This is a genomic window from Emticicia sp. 17c (assembly GCF_037153985.1).
Classification (GTDB): Bacteria; Bacteroidota; Bacteroidia; order Cytophagales; family Spirosomataceae; genus Emticicia.
In genome coordinates, this window is sequence record NZ_JBBAYI010000001.1 from 789,094 (window position 1) to 809,733 (window position 20,640).

At 40.2% G+C, this 20,640-nt stretch carries 14 protein-coding genes; 12 read left to right on the top strand and 2 right to left on the bottom strand.

Features of this window, described 5'->3' with window-relative positions:
• Positions 1 to 11 precede the first annotated feature (11 nt).
• On the top strand, positions 12 to 1,364 hold the full coding sequence (locus tag WAA15_RS03295) for a serine hydrolase (protein ID WP_337041004.1): 1,353 nt from the start codon (positions 12 to 14) through the stop codon (positions 1,362 to 1,364).
• A gap of 9 nt (positions 1,365 to 1,373) precedes the next feature.
• Here the strand turns inward: WAA15_RS03295 and WAA15_RS03300 are convergent, their stop codons facing one another.
• Positions 1,374 to 1,835 carry an SRPBCC family protein gene (locus WAA15_RS03300; protein WP_337041005.1) on the bottom strand — a complete coding sequence of 154 codons (462 nt, stop codon included), beginning with the start codon at positions 1,833 to 1,835 and terminating at the stop codon, positions 1,374 to 1,376.
• A gap of 107 nt (positions 1,836 to 1,942) precedes the next feature.
• Positions 1,943 to 2,983, bottom strand: coding sequence for a S1C family serine protease (locus WAA15_RS03305; protein ID WP_337041006.1), 1,041 nt, complete (start codon positions 2,981 to 2,983; stop codon positions 1,943 to 1,945).
• 532 nt (positions 2,984 to 3,515) lie between these two features.
• Between WAA15_RS03305 and WAA15_RS03310 the strand changes: the two genes are divergently transcribed.
• The 11 genes from WAA15_RS03310 (at position 3,516) to WAA15_RS03360 (ending at position 20,559) form a co-directional block, all read left to right on the top strand.
• On the top strand, positions 3,516 to 6,650 hold the full coding sequence (locus WAA15_RS03310) for a SusC/RagA family TonB-linked outer membrane protein (protein ID WP_337041008.1): 3,135 nt from the start codon (positions 3,516 to 3,518) through the stop codon (positions 6,648 to 6,650).
• Positions 6,651 to 6,712: 62 nt separating this feature from the next.
• Entirely contained in the window at positions 6,713 to 8,284 is a 1,572-nt protein-coding gene (locus WAA15_RS03315; RefSeq protein WP_337041009.1) for a RagB/SusD family nutrient uptake outer membrane protein, read from the top strand.
• Positions 8,285 to 8,302: 18 nt separating this feature from the next.
• The gene (locus WAA15_RS03320) at positions 8,303 to 9,379 is read left to right on the top strand and encodes an IPT/TIG domain-containing protein (RefSeq protein WP_337041010.1); all 1,077 of its coding nucleotides are present in this window, start codon (positions 8,303 to 8,305) and stop codon (positions 9,377 to 9,379) included.
• Between the two features lie 109 nt (positions 9,380 to 9,488).
• Entirely contained in the window at positions 9,489 to 10,607 is a 1,119-nt protein-coding gene (locus WAA15_RS03325; protein ID WP_337041011.1) for a glycoside hydrolase family 26 protein, read from the top strand.
• Positions 10,608 to 10,653: 46 nt separating this feature from the next.
• Positions 10,654 to 12,483 (top strand): sodium:solute symporter family protein, encoded by a 1,830-nt coding sequence (locus WAA15_RS03330; RefSeq protein WP_337041012.1) that lies wholly within the window; start codon positions 10,654 to 10,656, stop codon positions 12,481 to 12,483.
• A 52-nt stretch (positions 12,484 to 12,535) separates the two neighbouring features.
• On the top strand, positions 12,536 to 13,732 hold the full coding sequence (locus WAA15_RS03335; protein ID WP_337041013.1) for a glycoside hydrolase family 130 protein: 1,197 nt from the start codon (positions 12,536 to 12,538) through the stop codon (positions 13,730 to 13,732).
• Positions 13,733 to 13,818: 86 nt separating this feature from the next.
• Positions 13,819 to 14,994 carry an AGE family epimerase/isomerase gene (locus tag WAA15_RS03340; RefSeq protein ID WP_337041014.1) on the top strand — a complete coding sequence of 392 codons (1,176 nt, stop codon included), beginning with the start codon at positions 13,819 to 13,821 and terminating at the stop codon, positions 14,992 to 14,994.
• A 99-nt stretch (positions 14,995 to 15,093) separates the two neighbouring features.
• On the top strand, positions 15,094 to 17,052 hold the full coding sequence (locus WAA15_RS03345) for a sialate O-acetylesterase (protein ID WP_337041015.1): 1,959 nt from the start codon (positions 15,094 to 15,096) through the stop codon (positions 17,050 to 17,052).
• 19 nt (positions 17,053 to 17,071) lie between these two features.
• Positions 17,072 to 18,064: an L-glyceraldehyde 3-phosphate reductase gene (gene mgrA / locus WAA15_RS03350; RefSeq protein WP_337041017.1), complete on the top strand. Its 993-nt coding sequence runs from the start codon at positions 17,072 to 17,074 to the stop codon at positions 18,062 to 18,064.
• A 57-nt stretch (positions 18,065 to 18,121) separates the two neighbouring features.
• Positions 18,122 to 20,005 carry a glycoside hydrolase family 44 protein gene (locus tag WAA15_RS03355; RefSeq protein ID WP_337041018.1) on the top strand — a complete coding sequence of 628 codons (1,884 nt, stop codon included), beginning with the start codon at positions 18,122 to 18,124 and terminating at the stop codon, positions 20,003 to 20,005.
• Positions 20,006 to 20,151: 146 nt separating this feature from the next.
• Positions 20,152 to 20,559 carry a Dabb family protein gene (locus tag WAA15_RS03360; protein WP_337041019.1) on the top strand — a complete coding sequence of 136 codons (408 nt, stop codon included), beginning with the start codon at positions 20,152 to 20,154 and terminating at the stop codon, positions 20,557 to 20,559.
• Positions 20,560 to 20,640: the final 81 nt, after the last annotated feature.

The window sequence follows — 20,640 nt, forward strand, 5'->3', positions numbered from 1 at the left end:
TTTCAATTCTTATGAAAAGAATTATGATAACGCTTTGCCTTTGGGCTGGGATATTCGCAGAAATAGCTGCACAAAATATTTCGCAAAAATTAGACGAATTAATGAATGCTTATGCACAGAACCGAGAATTTAATGGCACTGTTCTGGTAGCCAGAAAAGGGAAAATATTGTTAGAAAAAGGCTATGGTTATCAGAACATCGAAAAACTATTAAGTAATTCTGCTGTTACACTCTACCCTATTGCTTCAATTACAAAAACATTTACAGCTACATTAATTTTGAAATTAGCTGAGCAGCGTTTATTATCTATTGATGATAAGTTAAGTAAATATTACCCTGACTTTCCCTCAGGCGATAGTATCAGTATTGAACATCTGTTAACGCATACGTCAGGTATATACAACTATACCAATGAGCTGGAATTTATGCTTAATGAAGCCGGTAAACCAGCAAGTGAACAAAAAATAGTAGCTATCTTTAAAAACAAACCACTCGATTTCCCGCCGGGCAAAGGGTGGAATTACAGTAATTCGGGTTATTGTCTTTTAGGCTACATTATTGAAAAGGTAACAAAGATGCCCTATTATTCGGCCGTTAGAAAATATATTTTTGAACCTTACAAAATGAACAATAGCGGCTTTGACTTTGTAGGACAAGCCATTGAAAAGAAGGCTATGGGCTACTATTCTGATGCAGGGAAAGACTATAACAAGCTAGCTCCTCTAGAAGATTCATCTGTTGTTTATGCAGCCGGAGCTATTTACTCGTCTGCAAAAGATTTGTACAAATGGCATCAGGCACTACAACAACATCGGCTCATTAGCAAAACCCTTGCAGATAAAGCCTATACGCCTTTCAAACATAACTATGGTTATGGCTGGATTATAGACTCGCTCTACCATAAAAAAATTGTTTCGCATAGCGGCGGTTTACCGGGATACCGAAGCAATTTTGTTCGTATCATAGAAGACGACATCTGCATTGTTTTATTAAATAACACAGAAATACCAGGTTTAAGCATGATTAGCAATGGTTTACTAGCCATTCTGTATAACCAACCCTACAAAATTCCTACTGCTAAAAAGGCCATTACACTAGATAAAAGTACACTTGAACGCTATGTAGGCTCTTATGAAGTAGCCCAACAAAAGCTAATAATACAATTTAAGATCGAAAATAATCAGTTGGTGGCATATCCTTTCCACGGGCCTCGGTCGGTACTAATGCCTTTTGCCGAATCAGCTTTTTTTGATATAGAACAAGAGCAAGTTGAAATTTCCTTTGAAAAAGATAGCACAGGAAACTTCAACAAGCTGACTCTGAACTTCAATGGCAATATCAGAACAGGTTATCGGATTCAATAAGCGAGTATATTACTTATACTCGCCAAAGAGTTCAACGAGTTTCTTTTGCCTGAATTCGAAAATTTCGGTTAACTGGTTTTTAACAAATAAACTGTTAGCTATATTACCCAAAAACCCTAAAGGAAGTTTATAATGAACAATATCTTCCATTTCGACACCTCTGTCAATTTCTTTTAATTTATGCTGGTGATGCCAGAAAGCGTAAGGGCCAAAGCGTTGTTCATCAACAAAGTAGGCTGGTTCGTGCACATGGGTAATTTCTGTACACCAGTTCAGAGGAATACCAAACATAGGTTTAACAATGTAGGTGATAATCTGGCCTGCATACATATAAGTACCATGATATTTGGAGGTCATCTCAAAACCCATATATGAAGGTGTAATGGTTTTAAGGTTGGCCGGAGTTGATAAAAACTCCCATGCCTGTTGCAAATTAATTGGCAGTTTCTGGGTATAATGCAAATGGTGCATGTTGAGGTTTTTATGAGATAAACCCTTGTAACCTGCCGAATGTTTAAAAATTCAGCGTTTGTATTGAAGTATTCTTGTTTTCATACAAACGCTGAATAAAGCAATATTTATTTCAACTCTCCGGCTAATACACTTACTTCTTTTTTTATTCCTCCTCTCAGTAACTGTACAACTACAAGTTGGTTAATGAGTTCATCATTAAGCATTTTATGCAAATCCTCAATTGATGCAACAGCTTTATTGTTGAGCCCTACAATAATATCACCCCTCTTTAATTCATCATTACGTGCGTTTGCATCGGCTATTACTTCACTGATATAAACCCCTGTACGAGTAGATAACTTATTATACCCAACCATGCGCTCCGAAAGGTTTACTACTTGCCCTGCAATACCTAATTGGGCCCGTTTCACTTTCCCTTCCAGAATCAGTTTACCAGCAACATACTTTGTCAGATTAGCCGATACTGCAAAACAAATGCCTTGTGCTGCCGCAATTACGGCAGTATTAACTCCAATAATCTCTCCTTTTGAGTTTACTAATGGCCCACCCGAATTGCCCGGGTTCAAAGAGGCATCGGTCTGTATTACATCATCAATCATTCTGCCGGTTTCACTTCTGAGTGTACGCCCTAAAGCACTTACAACACCAGCCGTAACGGTATACTGAAACCCAAGTGGATTTCCGATAGCAATGGCTATCTGACCGACTTTCAGTTTATCTGAGTCGCTAAATCGTAAAGGTTTCAGGGTATCGGTATAGATTTTCAGAACAGCAATATCGGTGTAAGGGTCGTTACCAATAACTGTTGCCTCTAGTATTCTGCCATCCATAAGGCCCACCTCTACCCTTTCGGCATTACTTACAACGTGGTTATTAGTTATAATAAAACCATCGCTCGAAATAATAAACCCCGACCCTCCGGCCTCTTGTGGCTGCCGCAACCGTGGATTAGGATTCTGCACAGGCTTTTTAATTACTTTAATCTGAACAACCGAATTACTGGCTTTTTCAACTACTTGGGTAATTGTTTGAGAGTAAGCATCAAGTAATTCATTGTCATCAGACGACGCATGAATTGAATTGTCTTCAAGCGATGAAGACGACAAAAACGATAACATTTTTTCTCCTTTTTTTAAAATAAGCAAGTGTATCTCAAGAAGTTTGCCAGCCCATTTTTACTGACAAAATGGCTGAATACTTGTCAAATATATCTGTACAGCATTTTTTTCAGGGTTCAGGCAACTTATAAACTTACCTGTTTCAAAATTCGGGCTGTGTCTCTATTTCCTGTGTTTTGTATGAACCCGATAATCCATCGACAAAAGTCAAAATCACATCTATAAAACTTTGAAATTCAGAGAATTGTAACTCAACAATTAGCTTTTTATCGCTACACTGAAACATGAGGCATTTGTATCTAGATGTCTATACAAGTTAGAATAGTATTATAGTTTCGATTATTAGTATTTTTAAATTTTTTTAATTAATAATTACAAAATCAAAAAGTTTTTTTAACTACATAAATATTTATTATAACTACATTCACAAAAACAAAATACCTGTCAATTAGACAATTATCCTTTTTATGTCATAAATAGTTAAAATAGTACTATGCTATATATCCAAATTTTTATCAACTTTGTACAAATTTTCTCTTTTAACTATCCTTAAATTTTTATGAAGCAAAACTTTATTAAGTCACTTCTGTTTGGATTTTTTGCGTTAATGGGCTTTTCACTCATGGCCCAACAGCGTACCATTACAGGTAAAGTAACAGACGACAAGGGCGAAGCCTTGCCCGGTGTCTCGGTTGTAGCAAAAGGCGTAAATCAAGGCACTGCAACGAATGCTGATGGCTCTTACTCAATTTCAGTTCCGAACACAGCGCAGGCTTTGATTTTTTCATTTGTAGGTATGCTTACCAAAGAGATACCTATTGGTAATCAATCGAAAATTGATGTTAAAATGACACTTGAAGACCAGACACTCGAAGAAGTGGTTGTAGTAGGTTATGGTACTTCCAAGCGTGCTGACATCAGCTCATCAATTACTTCAATAAAGGCAAAAGACCTGAAAGATATGCCCGTAGCCGGCATTGACCAGATGCTACAAGGAAAAGCAGCCGGTGTAACTGTAACCAGCAATGGTGGGCAACCGGGTGGTGGTGTGTCGGTAAAAGTACGCGGGGTAACATCTATTAATAGTAATGACCCTCTTTTTGTAATTGACGGCGTACCGTTTGTAAGCGGTAATACCTCTGATAACCGTGGATACGATGGATTGGGTGGGTCGAATGGACAAACCGGAAATAGTGTAATGGCGATGCTGAACCCCAATGATATTGAATCGATTGATGTATTAAAAGATGCCTCGGCTCAAGCCATTTATGGTTCTCAGGCAGCCAACGGGGTAATCTTAATCACAACAAAAAAAGGAAAACAAGGCGAAGGAAAAATTAATTATGAAATGTATTATGGGGTTTCGGAGGTAGCTAAAAAACTCGACCTGATGAACCTGCGTGAGTTTGCAAAATATCAGAATGAGGTTCTTCCTATTATTGGCAATCCGGTTTCTGACGAGTTTAAAGACCTGTCAGTATTAGGTAATGGCACCGACTGGCAGGAAGCTATGTTCAGACACGGAAATGTACAGAATCATCAGCTAAGTTTTTCGGGTGGTAAAGAAAAAACTACTTATTATCTTTCTTTAAACTATTACGACAACACAGGTATATTGTTAGGCTCTGATTTTAAACGTTTCTCTTCACGTTTTAGCCTTGACAACCAATTAAAAAGCTGGGCAAAAGTAGGTATTAGTGCCAACGTCTCAAGAAGCATCCAGAATGTCAGTTTGGCCGATGCCGCTGAAAGTACTATCTGGTGGGGAGCCGTAACAAGCCCGCTTACACCCGTAAAAAATCTTGATGGCAGTTGGGGTGGTGGCCAAACTATCGGTGGTGTGCGTTACAGCAATGCCAACCTTGTGGGCAACAGCCAATTCAGAGGAAATACTAAAACCACCAATAATATTTTTGGTAGTTTATACGCCGAATTCCAGTTATACAAAGACTTATCATTGAGAAACGAAATCTCATATTCGTTAGGTCAGGATAATAACATAGCTTTCCAGAAAACTGGTAACGTGGGTGGAGACAGCTTCAGAAGTAAATTAATCGACTCACGTTCTGATAGCTACTATTACTCTATTACCAATTACCTGAACTATAACAAATGGATTAACAAACATGGCATTCAGGCAACTTTGGGGCATCAGGCGCAATCTTCATACTGGCAGGCTATTTCTGGAACAAAAGTTGACCTTCAGGCTAATATCTTTGACTTAAATACTGGTAGTGCCGACCAGACAACATGGGGGCTTAGTGGTGGTAAAGGGCAATGGGCCATGGAATCTTACTTTGCCAGAGCTAATTATACTTATGATGACAAATACTCATTATCGGCAAGTTTCAGAGCCGATGGGTCATCAAACTTCGGACCAAATAACAGATGGGGGTACTTCCCCGGTGTTTCGGTGGGCTGGACAGTCTCTAATGAAAAATTCATGAAAGAGAAATTCAGCAGTACTTATCTGAAAGTCAGATTCGGTTATGGGGCCGTGGGTAACCAGAACTTCCCGGGGGGTGCGCCTAACCCTGCTTATGTAGGTGCCGTACAGTTCTTCTCTGGCCCTGTTGGTTTTGGAACCTCTAACATGATTAACGGGATTCCGAACCCAAATCTTAAATGGGAATCGGTTAAAACAACCAACGCCGGAATTGACTTAGGCTTGTTTAATGGCCGAATAGATGCTACAATAGACGTTTATAAAAAAGTAACTTCTGATATGATTATCTTCCTGACTGGCCCTAACCTGATTGGTGTAGGTGACCAATGGGATGACCTGAAAGCACCACTCGGAAACGCCGGACAAATGACAAACACCGGAATTGACATTGGTATTACTTCAACCAACATCAAAACCAATGAATTAACTTGGAAAACTAACGTAGTATTTACTCGCTTCAAAAATACTTATGATAAAGCTGCCAGTGCTGCCTCGGCCCTTGATGGAAAAGTTTATTATAACAATTATTTAGTTACGCATACTACACCGGGTAAACCTGTTGGCTCGTTCTGGGGATTAGTAACAGATGGGATATTCCGCACACAGGCAGACCTCGACAATAGCTTGCCTCAGTTTGGTTATATTATTGACCCAACACAGACGTATCTGGGCGACATCCGCTTTAAGGATATTAACGGCGATGGTAAAATTGATGCTAGTGATATGACCTTCATCGGAAGCCCGCTTCCTGACTTTACTTACGGCGTAACAAATACAGTGAATTACAAAGGATTTGATTTCTCTTTGTTTATTCAGGGTAGCCAAGGTGGTAAAGCCTTTAACTTCTTACGCTGGCAGCTAGAGGGCATGAATAGCCCGTGGTCTAATCAGATGCGTACAGTTATGGACCGCTACACCGACCAGAACCCTAATGGTAGCTTGCCAAGATTCACTACTACCAACAAGAATAACATTGCGATGTCGGACAGATACGTGGAAGATGCTTCATACCTGAGAATCCAGAATATTACGTTGGGTTACCGTATTCCAAGAAACATCTTGAGTAAAATCAAGGGTTCTAATTTCAGAATTTATGGTTCAATTCAAAACCTTAAAACATTTACCAAGTACTCTGGATATGACCCTGAAATTGGTGCATTTAACAACAGCATCAAGTTAATGAATGTTGATACAGGCCACTATCCGAATCCACGTACTTTTACAGTAGGTGCCAATCTTGAATTTTAATCAAAAAAGCATTGACTAACATCGAAACAGCTACATACCTGTTTCAACAATCAGATTTTACAATGAAAATATTAAAAATATCTGCCCTTGTTATCCCAATGATAATATCGGCGTCGTGTAGTAAAGATTTTATTGACAGACCTTCTCTATCAGGAACTACTACCGGCAATTATTATAATAGTGCAGAAGAAGTGCGAGCAGCTACCAGTACATTATATAGTGGCTTACCGTGGCGTAACTATGAAAGCAGAGCGCAAGATGCTATTGGCGACGTAATGGCGGGCAATATGTTTTCTTATACTGATATTGATTACCTTAATTTTTCGCTTTCGTCGGCTTCTGAGCGTGTAGCTGGTGCTTGGGGGGCGTTTTACAAAATTATTGGCTATGCCAACGTAATGATAAAAACCTTTGAGGAAAAGAAAGCCGCTGGGGGTAATGCCTCTTATCTTGACCCCGCACTGGCTGAATGTCATTTTATCAGAGGAATGGTTTATTTCTATATTGCACGTACATGGGGCGACGCACCTATTATTACCGACCCGGGCGAAACCGCGCTTTCGGGCAACTTTAATATTCCTCGATATTTCCAGAAAGATGTGCTTCGTTTTGCTTTAGAAGAATTACAAATAGCAGAAGCAGGTTTACCCGAATCGGATGTACCCGGCCGCGTAACCAAATATTCAGCTAAAGGCATGATGGCTAAATTGTATTTATATAATAAAGACTACGCAAACGCGAAAGCTAAATCTCTTGAGGTTATCAACTCTGGTAAATACCGTCTTGTAAGCGATTATAACGGTATGTTCACCAAAGCCAGCATGAATAATAACGAGGAGTCTCTTTTCTCTATTCAGCATCAATTTGCTGTTGACCCTTGGGGAACAGGCAATATCAAAAATCCTGACCGCGGTGCAGGCAATTTGAGAACAGCCGAAGCCGATGCATGGGAAATGTATATGCCTTCGCTTGATTTATTGAAAGAGTACGAATTTGGTGACTTACGCCGCAAATGGTCAGTTATGGAACATGGCTGGACGAATCCTAACTGGAAACCACAACGCCCTAATGCACCCAAGTACAATGCTTTTATGGCTAATGGCTATAAATACGATACTCTACAACCCATTGAAGATGGTGGAGCTAAAAATGCTGTAAGAGCCAATATTACCAAATACTTTGCCGGCCCTGGCAAAACGTTTGGTGGAGAACCCGTTTTAGGCCAGAACTCAGGCAACAACGTAGTGCTTTTACGTTACGCCGATATTCTGCTTATCTATGCTGAAGCTACTTTAGCAGGTGCTGCCTCTACAACCGATGCCAGTGCTTTGCAAGCCCTCAATGCTGTAAGAGCACGCGCTGGTTTACCTGCCAAAACTTCGATTACAAACGATGATATTTTACATGAGCGTCGGGTAGAATTTGCCTTTGAAGGAGACTACTGGTATGATATTCAACGTCAGGGATATGCGAAAGCCAAAGCAATTATCGAAAAACAAAACCGTGGTTCGGTAGATGGTGGCCCTAACTATATTACCACCTTTACCCAAGACAGAATGTTTGTGCCGATTCCTGCCGGAGAAATTGTGCAAGACCCTGAATTAGCCAAACCAGCCGTTCCTTATTACAAATAATCATTAACGACATTATCAATGAAAAAATATCCATTTAAAAATATTCTAACGTTATCGTTCTTTGCGCTGTCAGTAGGCTTTATAAGCTCTTGCACAAAGGATACTGACGGAAGCCCTCAGATTGGGCCGGGGAATCCGGTTGCAGAAGCTATCAAGCCTGATTCAGCCGCAGGTGGAACAGTACTTACACTCACAGGTACTGGTTTGGGCGATATACGCTCTATTGTATTCGAGAAAAACAATGTTCCTGCGGGATTTCAACCTACTTTAAATACCGACAAAGCCATTATTTTCCGAGTTCCTGAAGATGCTGCCGGAGGTACACAAAACATTACTTTTACCAATAGTGCTGGAGCAAAAGTAAGTGTTCAGTTCAAGGTGCTGGCTTTCCCGTCGGTATCAGACGTTTCAAATTATAACTTTACCAAAGGAAGCGAAATCACTATCAACGGCAACAATCTTGACGATGTAGCCTCAGTTAAATTAACTGGTACTAACGATGCTGCAACTATTGTATCCAAAACCAAAAAACAACTAGTGATAAAAATGCCAGCCACACAAGTAAATAGTGCTACACTTGATATTGTAAATGGCACGGGCTTATTCAAAACAACACAGGAGTTTGTGAATCTTGACAAAGCTCTTCAGATATTTACTGATGGCTATGGCGAAGGTTTTGCCGATGGCTCGTGGGGAGACGCCGGAGCCATTTCAAGCACTCAATTTAAAAGTGGTGCAAAATCGATTGGTAAAAACTATCAGAAAGGAAACTGGCACTTAATTAACTTCACTAACTGGTGGCCAACTGTTCCTTACTCGACCGATTATAAATATCTGTCAGTCTGGATAAAAGGAGCGTCAGAAGACTACTCATTATATATTACTACCGATGCCAGCAAAGCCGGATTCGGTAATTATGTAGATGCGAATAAACTTAATGTAAAAGCCGGAGTTTGGAATTATTTTAAAGTTAAGCTATCAGACATCGACTTCTGGTCGGCAGGCAAAAGTCTGCAACAACTTGGCTTTAGAATTCAAGGCCCCGACAAACAGGATGAGGTATTCTATTTTGACGACGTTATTCTGGTTAAATAAGTTTTACAACAATACTAAATTAGCCTAATTAACTTCTTTATTTAGTTGAAAATTAGGTTAACTTGCAAGATGGGGCGGGTTTTGCCTGCCCCTTATCTCCTACACTCCTATGAAAAAACCCTTTCTCTTTACACTAGCGATTTTTATAGCTGCTACTAGTTTTGCACAAATTGACAAAAAAGCCACCAAAGAAACCCGAAACCTATATAACAACCTGAAAGCCCTACAAAAGCAGGGGGTGATGTTCGGGCATCAGGATGGGCTGGCGTATGGTTTGAACCCAGACGGCACCCGATGGGTTGGCCAGAAAGACCGCTCGGATGTAAAAACAGTTTCAGGCGAATATCCGGCAGTATTAGGTTGGGATTTAGGTAAAATAGAGTTCGATAGTAGCCGAAATCTGGACAAAGTTCCTTTTGCCCAAATGAGACAATACATTGTCGATACCTACAACCGAGGCGGAGTGAATACTATTAGCTGGCACCTAAATAACCCTACTGCCCCAAAAAAAACGAGCTGGGATAAAGTTGACTCAACTATCCGGCATACCTTTTATACGCCTGAAAATCTGAAAAGATATGAGAGCTGGCTCGATAAAGTAGCTAACTTCCTGAAAAGTTTAAAAACCAAAAATGGAGTGCTTGTGCCGGTTATTTTCAGACCATATCACGAACACACAGGTTCATGGTTCTGGTGGGGAGCCGACCACTGTACGCCAGAAGAATACAAAAAAATGTGGCATTTTACTGTTGATTATCTCATTAACAAGAAAGATGTACATAATATTTTAATTGCTTATTCAACCGACAGATTTAACTCTAAAGAGCATTATCTGGAACGGTATCCGGGCAATAATTATGTCGACTTGGTAGGTTTCGACCTCTACCACAGAAACGCTCCAGCAAGTAACGAGCAATTCAAAAAAGATTTTCAAAGGATGGTTAACACGCTTGAAGAAATAGCCATTGAAAACGATAAGATTTGCGCCGTGACCGAAATGGGGCTTGAACAGCTTACAGAAGCCAACTGGTGGACCAACATAGTTTTACCCGTTGTACAGGATACCCGCCTGTCTTATTTTTTAGTCTGGCGAAACGGTTATGACAGGCACTATTATGCTCCTTACGAAGGCCAGAAAAGTGTACCGGACTTCCTGAAAATGCTTCAATCAGGTAAGGTTTTGCTAGAGAAAGGTGCTGAACAAAAGCACTTATATCAAAAGAAATAATCGTTTGGCCTAATAAAGTTTTTGAACAGCTATTGTACTCCTTTTCATGAAAATACACTTGCTAGATGCGCTTGTTATTATAGGCTATTTGCTGATTGTTTCCTGCATAGGGTTTATTATGCGGAAACGTGCCAAACGTAGCAAAAAAGATTATATGCTTGGCGGAAACTCTCTTCCGTGGTGGATGTTGGGTATTTCTAACGCTTCGGGTATGTTTGATATTTCAGGCACAATCTGGATGGTAGCCATCATGTTTATTTATGGTGTAAAAAGTATCTGGCTACCGTGGCTATGGCCTGTTTTCAATCAGGTTTTTTCATTTGTTTATTTATCAATCTGGCTGAGGCGGTCGAATGCGTCAACCGGAGCCGAATGGATGCTTACACGTTTTGGCACAGGAAAAGAAGCCAATAGGTCACATAAAATTATAGTTGCTTTTGCCCTTTTGAGTTGCATGGGCTTTATGGCTTATGGCTTTATAGGGCTAGGTAAGTTTATTGAAATTTTTGTTCCTTTAAGTAGCCTGCAACCCTACTTGCCGTTTCATGTACCCGCCACATTTGTAGCCCATTTCTATGGCATTATTTTTACATTTTTTGCGGTTCTTTACTCAATTATGGGAGGCATGACAAGCATCGTCTGGGCCGATGTGGTACAATATACATTAATGGCATTAGGTTCTGTGTGTATTGCCATAATTGCCATGCACGAATTAGGAAGCCATTCGCTACCCGTACCAGACGGATGGTCTGACTTATCGTTTGGATGGAACCTGAATATTAACTGGGATGGTATTCTGCCAGAGGTAAACAATAAAATCAAAGACGACAAGTTCGACCCATTCGGGATGTTCTTTTCATTAATGGTCGCCAAAGGCATTTTAGCCAGTTTAGCTGGCCCCGCTCCTAATTATGATATGCAGAAAATACTGTCGGCCAAATCTCCCAGAGAGGCTGCTCTCATGAATATGTTTGTCAATATCGTATTACTGCCTACACGTTACCTGATGATAATCGGTTTTACAGTTTTGGGGCTTCTCTATTACAAAGAACTGAATATCCAGACTGCAAACGGAGGTTTAGATTTTGAGAGAATTCTGCCTGCGGCTATTCTTAAGTTTGCTCCGGCAGGTTTGTTGGGCTTGTTTCTTGTTGAATTAATGGCGGCTTTCATGGGTACTTTTGCAGGCACTTTAAATGCAGCACAAGCCTATATTGTAAATGATATTTACCTGAAATCGGTTAAACCTGAGGCTACCAATAAAGAAATAAGCCGAATGAACTATATATCAGGTATAGTGGTAGTAGCCATCAGTATTGTGTTGGGTATTTTTGCCAAAGATGTAAACAGCATTCTGCAATGGATTGTCGGGGCTTTATATGGTGGTTATATTGCGGCCAATGTATTAAAATGGCACTGGTGGAGATTCAACGCCAGTGGCTTTTTCTGGGGTATGTTTGCCGGCATTCTTTCAGCCTTGATACTTCCGAACATTTTTCCTGATACCCTCCCGCTCTACTATTTCCCACTTATTCTGTTATTGTCTGCTATTGGCTGTGTGGTTGGTTCACTCCTTACCCCCCCTACTGACCTAACGGTTCTGAAAAGTTTTTATAAGCATGTACGTCCGTGGGGTTTCTGGCAACCAGTTTATGAACTCATAAAAAAAGATGACCCTTCTTTTGAAAGAAATAAAAACTTCAAAAAGGATATGTTCAATGTGCTTATAGGCACTATTGCACAAACAGCCATTACTGCATTACCTGTTTTCATTGTACTGCTAAAGCCTCAGCAAAGTATTATTTCAGCCATAGTATTAGGCATTTGTGTATTAATACTCTGGAAAACATGGTATCGGCAACTACCTGCCGAGTAAGCAAATTCCCTATTTATTTATTCACTTACCTATAAAAAACTAATTTTATCAAATGACTTTCTTCGAGCAAAGACTTTCCTTACTTCGAAAAGCGCATAGTGAGCTTATTACTCGAATTAATGAAAAAACTGAACCCGGAAACGGTATCTATGACCGATACCAATACCCTGTTTTAACGGCTGCTCATACGCCTGTTTTCTGGCGTTATGACCTCAACGAAACTACCAACCCTTACTTAATGGAGAGATTCGGCATTAATGCCACTTTTAATGCCGGAGCCATAAAATGGCAAGGCAAATACATACTGGCTGTGAGGGTTGAAGGCTTAGACAGAAAATCGTTTTTTGCTATTGCAGAAAGCCCGAATGGAATTGATAATTTTGAGTTCTGGGACTACCCCATTTCTATGCCTGAAACTGACGACCCTGACATAAATGTTTACGATATGAGGTTGGTAGCGCATGAAGATGGCTGGATTTATGGTTTATTCTGTACAGAACGTAAAGACCCTGCTGCCAATAAAAGTGATGAGTCGTCGGCAATAGCTCAATGTGGCATTGCTCGCACAAAAGACCTCGTAAACTGGGAAAGGTTACCCGATTTAAAAACACCTTCACCACAACAAAGAAATGTGGTGCTGCACCCCGAATTTGTTAATGGCAAATATGCCTTATATACTCGTCCGCAAGATGGTTTCATTGATGCCGGCACAGGTGGTGGCATAGGATTAGGCTTTACTGACTCTATGGAAACTCCTATGGTTATTAAAGAATATATAGTTGACGAAAAACGCTACCATACCGTTTATGAAGTTAAAAACGGGCAAGGACCTGCCCCTCTCAAAACTCCGATTGGCTGGTTACATCTGGCGCATGGTGTTCGGAATACCGCCGCAGGTTTAAGGTATGTGCTGTATATGTTTATGACAGACCTGAACGATTTAACCAAAGTGATATACAAGCCCGGCGGGTATTTTATTGCCCCTGAGGGCGATGAGCGTGTAGGTGATGTATCGAATGTAACCTTTGCTAATGGCTGGATTCTTGACCCCGATGGCAAGGTATTTATTTATTATGCTTCTTCTGATACACGTATGCACGTAGCAACAAGCACGCTTGATAAACTCATTGATTATTGCCAGAATACGCCAGAAGACGGCTTCCGTACAGCTACGTCGGTAAAAAATCTTACTACAATTATTGAAAAAAACTTTCGCTATTCTAAAGCAAAAAATCTGGTTAGTGCCTAAATTTCACCCGTATCTACCACTGGCAACTCCTGAACATAAACTATTAACAATAAAGGTATTATTTGCCTGTAAAAACTGAAATACTAATGGACGCAAAGACGTTTCGCAGTGAAGTAGCGCATGAGTTAGCTAATATTCTTACCTATTGGCAAGAGCATACAATTGATAAAGAACATGGAGGTTTTTATGGTAAAATAACAGCCGACGATACGATTATTAAGGATGCCGAAAAAGGGCTGGTACTTAATAGCCGTATCTTATGGACTTTCTCGGCTGCCTATATACATCAACCCAAGCCTGTTTATAAAGAAATTGCCCAAAGAGCCTATAATTATTTATTGACATATTTCTGGGACAAGCAATATAGCGGTGGTTATTGGTCGGTTGATTATCAGGGCAATGCCAAACAGACCCATAAACAGATTTACGGGCAGGGTTTCATGCTATATGGCTTCTCTGAATACTATCGTGCGTTTCATGATAAACACGCGCTAGACAAAGCCATTGAACTTTTTCAGATTATTGAACAAGTAGCTTTTGACAAGAAATACGGAGGTTACTATGAAGTAGCAACAGCCGACTGGAAAATAATTCAGGATACTGTGATTACACAAGGGAAAGATGAGCAGAAAAAATCAATGAACACGCACCTACATATTATTGAGCCTTATACAAATCTTTATCGTGTCTGGAAAAATGAATATCTGGCTAAACAAATAAAAGGGTTATTGTATGAATTTACCACTCATATTGTTGATGAGCGAACCTACACTCAACACCTGTTCTTTGCTGATAACTGGGCAGTACAGTCCGATATAGTATCATTCGGGCATGACATTGAAGCCTCATGGCTTTTAGTCGAAGCCGCCGAAGTACTGGGCGACAAACCTCTACTCGAAAAAATCAAGCAATTGTCTGTCCGAATTGCACAGGCGGCAACCAAAGGACTTGATAAAGATGGAGGGATGTTTAATGAGAAGGACAGTAAGCATCTTAATAAAGAAAAACATTGGTGGGTACAAGCCGAAGCAATGGTGGGTTTTCTGAATGCCTATGAAATTTCAAAGAGAAAAGAATTTCTCGATTATTCAATGGCAAGCTGGAAGTTTATAAAAGAGGCTTTAATTACGCCATCAGGCGAATGGTACTGGGGCTTGGATGCGAACAATCAGCCTATGAAAGGACAAGACAAAGCAGGTTTCTGGAAATGTCCATACCATAATGCTCGCGCCTGTATGGAAGTAATCAGGAGGTTATCATAATTTTTCTCCAAAAAATATAATACCTTTAAACCTCTAAAAATCAGTAGTACTTAAAGAAAGTCGCTGACACTATTCAACCTTCTTAATCATATTTATCTTATGAAACGATTGCTATCGGTTCTGTCCTTTTTTGCTTTATGTGCAACAGCAAATGCCCAGTTAAAACTGGCCCGTTTATTTTCAGACCATGTAGTATTACAAAGGCAAAAGCCCATTCCGGTGTGGGGTTGGGCAAATGCTGGCGAAACTATAACCGCTTCATTAGCCAACCAGACCCAATCTACCAAAGCCGATGCCTCAGGTAAATGGATGGTCAGGTTTTCTCCGCTCGAAGCTGGCGGCCCTTACCAGTTAACTGTTGCAGGCAAATCGGGCAAATTAAACGTTAACGATGTCCTGATTGGCGAGGTTTGGCTATGCTCTGGGCAATCAAATATGGAGTGGCCCGTATCACAGGCCAATAATTTTATTGAAGAAAAAAAAGATGCTGATTATCCACAAATAAGGCATTTTTATGTAGAGCATGAAGTAATGCTAAGCCCTCAGGCAGATTTAAAATCGGGTGAGTGGAAAATAAGCACTCCTGAAACCATTGGCAATTTTACGGCAGTAGGATTCTTTTTTGCCCGTGAACTATATCAGAAATTACATATTCCTGTCGGGTTGTTACACTCATCATGGGGAGGTTCACAAATTGAAGGCTGGATTAGTAAAGAATTTATGTTTAAAGATGATGAATTAAGTGCCTATGCCAAAACACTACCTGAAAACTGGCAACAAGCAGATGTAATGTTAGATAAAAAAACCAGAAAAAGTATTTTCGGAGATGATACTTTTAACCCTTCTGAAGCCGACGAAAAAAAGTATTTTGAATCTGGCTACGACTTCTCAAAATGGTGGAATGCAGGTAGCCCATTAGGACAATGGGACTGGAAAGGCATCTGGATGTTCAGAGGAAACGGATACATGGCCCGTACAATTGAGGTGCCTGCCGATATGGCTAATAAAGAAACAACACTTGGCTTGGGTATTCAGGATAGTAAAAACCATATTTATATTAACGGAAAACTGGTTTATGAAGGCACAGAACAAGGCCCTAGAAAAATAATCATTCCGGCCAATACATGGAAAGCCGGAAACAACCAATTAATGATAAAATTTGGCAATATGGTTAGTTCGTCGTGGTATGGTTTAGGCTTAATGGGTACTGAAAACGACCTTTATCTGAGTGCAGGTAACAACCGGATAAGTCTGGCTAACGACTGGAAAATTATGCCATCTTTCGCCGATAAACATGAGTATCTGCACTCGAGCAATAATCTTGGAACCACTATCTATAACGCCATGATTGCTCCATTAGTACCATTTGGCATTAGAGGCGTTTTATGGTATCAGGGTGAAAGTAATGCCGGAAGAGCTTACCAGTACAGAAAGAGTTTCCCACTTATGATTAAAGACTGGCGCACCCATTGGAACGATGATTTCTCCTTCTATTTTGTTCAGCTATCAAGCTATGGAAGCTATCAGAACAGCAATCAGGGAAGTAATTGGGGCGAACTAAGAGAAGCCCAGACCCTAACACTAAGCGTACCTAAAACTGGTATGGCCGTAACCACCGATATAGGAAACCCCAAAGATATACACCCTACAAACAAACAGGATGTAGGGCATCGTCTGGCTCTGATAGCCTTAAAATCAGATTACGGACAAAATGTGTTGCACTCAGGCCCTATGTACGAATCTGTCAAGTTTGAAGATGGCAAAGCTACGCTTTCGTTCAGATACGTTGGGGGAGGTTTAATGGCAAAAGATAAATTCGGCTATTTAAAGGGTTTTGAAATTGCCGCAGAAGATAAAACTTTCTACTACGCCAAAGCCGAAATTGTAGGTAATAATGTAGTGGTGTATCACCCCAAAGGACAAAAACCTGTGGCTGTACGCTATGGCTGGGCTGATGCCCTCGAAGATGCCAACCTGTTTAATGTTGAGGGCCTACCAGCAAGCCCTTTCCGTACGGATGACTGGAAAGGTTTAACTTTTGGAAAAAAATTTGAATAGCACTAAAACATTAATTATCATGATTTACCAAGCAAACAATAATCGCTACGAAAAAATGACCTACCGCCGATGCGGTAAAAGTGGTTTAAAATTACCTGTTATTTCGTTGGGTTTGTGGCATAATTTCGGTGGCGTTGATGTATTCGAGAATTATCGTTCCATTTTACATACTGCCTTCGACAACGGCATTACTCATTTTGACTTAGCCAATAACTATGGCCCGCCACCGGGTTCGGCTGAAGAAAATTTCGGAAGAATATTAAAAAAAGACTTTCTACCCTACCGCGATGAGTTAATTATTTCATCCAAAGCGGGGTATCTTATGTGGCCCGGGCCTTATGGTGAGTGGGGTTCAAAAAAATATCTTATAGCAAGCCTTGACCAGAGTCTGAAACGCATGGGTCTTGACTATGTAGATATTTTTTATCATCACCGCCCCGACCCTGACACACCGCTGGAAGAAACCATGGCGGCACTAGATTTAATTGTACGTCAAGGCAAAGCACTCTATGTAGGTATCTCAAACTATCGGGCAGAAGATGCTGCCAAAGCCATCGATATTTTAAAACAGTTAGGCACCCCCTGTTTAATACATCAACCCAAGTATTCGATGTTTGAACGCTGGGTTGAAGGAGGGTTGCTTGAAGTTCTTGAACAGAAAGGTGTTGGTTGCATTCCGTTTTCACCGCTGGCTCAGGGGCTTTTGACAGATAAATACCTGAAAGGTATTCCTACCGACTCAAGGGCTGCTAAAACACATGGCTATTTACAGGAAAGTCAGATAAGTACCGAAGTATTAGCCAAAATTCAGCAATTAAATGAGATGGCCCTCGAACGTAGCCAGACACTTGCCCAGATGGCTTTAGCTTGGCTTCTGAAAGATTATCGGGTTACTTCGGTGCTGATTGGGGCAAGCCGTGTTTCGCAACTTCAGGATTCACTCGAATGCCTGAATAATCTTGATTTCTCTCATAACGAACTTAACAGAATTGAAGAAATTCTAAAAAGTTAACATAATAGCTTTAGCCAGAAAGCAGCCACTTTCTGGCTAATAAACCTGACGTATTTTATGAAAAAACTATCCATACTTCTCTTATTTGCAAGTTTTTATATTCAGGCGCAAAACGTCACCATCAAAATAGACCCTAAATTAAACCTGAAAACCGTTTCGCCTTATATTTATGGGCGTAACAACTCTTTTTCTTCAACAAACCCTAATGAACAGCTTTCAAACGAAGATTTAGTTCGCCTGCGCGATGCAGGAGTAAAGTTTTTCAGAGAAAGCGGCGGAAACAACTCTACTAAATATAATTGGCGACGTAAGTTATCGAGCCATCCCGACTGGTATAACAATGTTTATACCAATGACTGGGACAAAGTAGCTCAGAATCTGCAAAAGAATTTTCCTGAGGCACAGGGTATGTGGGCTTTCCAGTTAATTGGCATGGCTGCTAAAACTAATCAGTATAATTTTAACGATTGGGAATATAACCGCTCTCAATGGTGGGAAGGTGTTAACCAGAACCTTGCTGGGGGTGGTGTACTGAACCAGAGTGGCACAAAGGCTAAAATAGATGGTGACCCTAATTTATATCTTGAAAAATGGACTGCCGATTCTACAACGGCTATAATCGACCATTGGTTTGGCCCCAAAGGTTTAGGTCTGAATAAAAACAAAATAGTTTATTGGAACATGGATAATGAGGCAGAAATCTGGAACGGCACACATGATGATGTTGTTCCTAAAGCTATTTCTGCCGAGGAATTTATGCAAAAATACTTTGCAGTAGCCAAGAAAGCCCGTGAGAAATTTCCTGATATCAAACTTGTTGGTCCTGTTACCGCCAATGAGTGGCAATGGTACAACTGGGGAACCACTATTAATGCCGGAGGGCGAAATTACCCCTGGCTTGAGTATTTCATTAAGAGAATTGCAGAAGAACAAAAAGCAACAGGTATCCGCCTGCTCGATGTTTTTGATATTCATTTTTATCCATCTACCAAAATAGCCGATGATATTGTTCAGTTACACCGCGTATTTTTTGATAGAAACTATGTATTTCCTGAGGCCAACGGCGTAAAAAATGTGAATGGCTCATGGGATAACACCCAAAACAAAGAATATATTCTGGCTAGAGTGAACGACTGGCTAGAGAAATACATGGGGGCAAATCATGGTGTAACGCTGGGTATAACAGAAATAGGTATTGAAGGCGACAACGCAAATGTAACGGCGGTTTGGTACGCTTCAACCATGGGGGAATTTATGAAACAAGGGGTCGAGATTTTTGCGCCATGGCACTGGAAACCCGGTATGTGGGAAACACTCCACTTATTTAGTAACTATAACAAAACAACAGCTATTAAAGGCGAGTCTTCCAATGAAACGCTGGTTTCGGCTTATCCTACCATTAATTCACAACAAGATTCAATAACGGTTGTACTCGTTAACAGGTCGTCTACCATTACTCAGGCTACTACACTTAATTTTGATAATTTCTTGTTAAATAACCAGCAAGCACGCGTATCAACACTCAAATCTCTACCTGCAACAGAAACTTTTTTTTCGCATGAAAAAAATGCGCTTGCTACCACTTCAATTCAGGTAACAGGCAACACCATAGCCATTTCACTTCCTCCGATGTCTGTCACGTCTATTCAGTTAGCCGGAAAAGTAGGGCAAGTCAGTATTCTGGGTCAAGAAGCCAATCAAGATATTTCAGTCAGGTTATTTCCGAACCCATCGCAAGAAAAAATAACACTTGAATGGGAAGCTGAGTTCTTTGATACAATTGAAATATTAGATATGCGCGGACAAATTCTTTATAAAGAAACATTACAGAAAAATAGTTTTACCCACGAAATTAATCATAACCTGCCTGAAAAAATCTACTTAGTAAGATTAACAAATAAGAGTAAAGTAGTGGTCAGGAAAGTAGCCGTACAAAACTAGCTTTATTGCTCTGTGGGTATAATTAGATTTATGACATACTTTTTAAAACCCAACAAATAATTGTCAATATGACAATTATTTGTTTTATTCGCATAAAATTTTGTAACCCTCATCGGGTTTATTTTCCTATCTAATTAATACTACTTATGAAAGAACTTTCACGTCGGAACTTCGTTAAAAATACCGCTCTAACCGTAGGTGCTGCAAGTATATTGGGCACAGCCGAAGCCAAAGCAGCCAAAGAATTATTTGTGCATCATGTATATTTTTATCTGAAAAACCCAAGCAGCGAAGCCGACAAAGCAAAATTACTCGAAGGACTTGAGAAATTATCAAAAGTTCCCACCATCCGTTTGTTTCATATTGGGTCTCCGGCTAGTACCAATCGTAGCGTAATTGTCCGTGATTATTCTGTTTCATGGCTATGCTTTTTTGATAATCTGGAAGAAGAAGAAATTTATCAGAAACACCCTATTCACTTGAAATTTGTAGAGGACTACTCTCATCTATGGGAAAAAGTTAATGTATACGATTCAGTAGGCCCTAAAAGATAATTGATTGTCAGTAGTTTTTAGCCACACTTTAGAACAACTAGCTTAAGTGTGGCTTTATTTTTCTCAACTCTTACAAACATA